Source organism: Spirillospora sp. NPDC049652 (assembly GCF_040675125.1).
Classification (GTDB): domain Bacteria; phylum Actinomycetota; class Actinomycetes; order Streptosporangiales; family Streptosporangiaceae; genus Spirillospora.
Genome location: NZ_JBFAOF010001427.1, coordinates 1 through 1,369, shown reverse-complemented (window position 1 = coordinate 1,369; position 1,369 = coordinate 1). Strand labels below are relative to the sequence as shown.

Annotated in this window: 2 protein-coding genes; one reads left to right on the top strand and one right to left on the bottom strand. The window is 77.4% G+C overall.

The genetic code is table 11. The features are described from left to right. Positions 1-46: 46 nt before the first annotated feature. Complete coding sequence (locus AB0J52_RS40785; RefSeq protein ID WP_500188597.1) at positions 47-694, bottom strand: maleylpyruvate isomerase family mycothiol-dependent enzyme; 648 nt, start codon at positions 692-694, stop codon at positions 47-49. A gap of 114 nt (positions 695-808) precedes the next feature. Here AB0J52_RS40785 and AB0J52_RS40780 point away from each other — a divergent pair. Further along, positions 809-1,369: ABC transporter ATP-binding protein (locus AB0J52_RS40780; RefSeq protein ID WP_500188595.1), on the top strand; the 561-nt coding region annotated here is incomplete at its 3' end.

Genomic DNA, 1,369 nt, shown 5'->3' with positions numbered 1-1,369 from the left:
CTCGCTCGTCGGCAGGGGTGGTTACCGGGCGCGCGTCCGGAGGCGGCTACCGGGCGTGCACGTCGACCTCGGCGGGCAGGCCCAGCGGGGCGGGGTCCAGGCGGCCGGACGCGACGAGGACGAAGCGGTGCGGGTCGCCGGTCACGACCGTCCCGCCGCCGCCGATCTCGGCCTCGGGGAAGCCGTCCAGGCGGAGGGTGGCGGAGACGCGGCCGGCGAGCTCCTCGCACTGCCAGGCGAGCGCCGCGCCCAGGCCCGGGCCGCGCTCGGCGGGACGGCCGAGCGCGGCGCGGATGTCGTCGGTGTGCACGTACGCGTCGTACCAGAGCGTCAGGACCCCGTTGCCGACCGTCCGGCCGGCCGGGCCGGGCTTCGCCCAGATCTCGTCGGTGAGCCCGGCCAGTCCGGGCTCGACGGCGGCGACCGCCGCGCGCAGGGACGCGGCGATCCCGGCCGGGGTCCCGCCGCGCAGCGCGGCGGCCTGCTCGTCGGGGGAGCGGCTGCCGGACGCGCGGTCCGCGACGTCCGCGGCGTTGCCCAGCACGTGCGCGGCGACGTCGCGGACGAGCCATCCCCGGCAGCGGGTCGGGGCGTTCCAGTCGTCCTCGGAGAGGCCCTCCACCAGGTCGGCGAGGGCGCGGTACGCGGCCAGGAGGCCGCTCACCACGGTGGCGCGGTCGGGTCGTCGGGTCATACCCGGAAAATACATACAGGCAGCCTGTATGTACAGGGGTGGGGACAACCCGAAGGCCGATCCGGTGGGAGGCCCCGTTCCGGTGACGGGGGCCCGACCGGTGGGATCAGTGGCATGACCTACCCGACCTCCCGAGCCGCGGCCCCCTACCCGGCCCAGCCCGTCCACCCGCCCGCCGTCGAGCTGCGGTCCGTCGTGCGCCGGTACGGGGCGGGCGACACGGCCGTCACCGCGCTCGACGGGGTCACCATCGCGTTCCCGCCCGGCACCTGGACGGCCGTCATGGGGCCGTCCGGCTCCGGCAAGTCCACGCTGCTGCACTGCGCCGCGGGGCTCGACCGGGCCGACGAGGGGAGCGTGGTGGTCGCGGGCCGCGACATCACCCGCGCGCCCGAGCACGTCCTCACCGACCTGCGCCGCCGCTCGCTCGGGTTCGTGTTCCAGAACTTCAACCTGGTCGGCGCGCTGACCGCCGAGCAGAACGTCGCGCTGCCGATGCGCCTCGCCGGGGTCCGGGTGGACCGCCGCCGGGTCCGGGCGGCGCTCGCCGAGGTCGGGCTCGGCGACCGCGGCCGGCACCGGCCGCGCGAGCTGTCCGGCGGCCAGCAGCAGCGCGTCGCGATCGCCCGCGCCCTGGTGACCCGTCCGGCGGTGCTGTTCGCCGACGAGCCGACC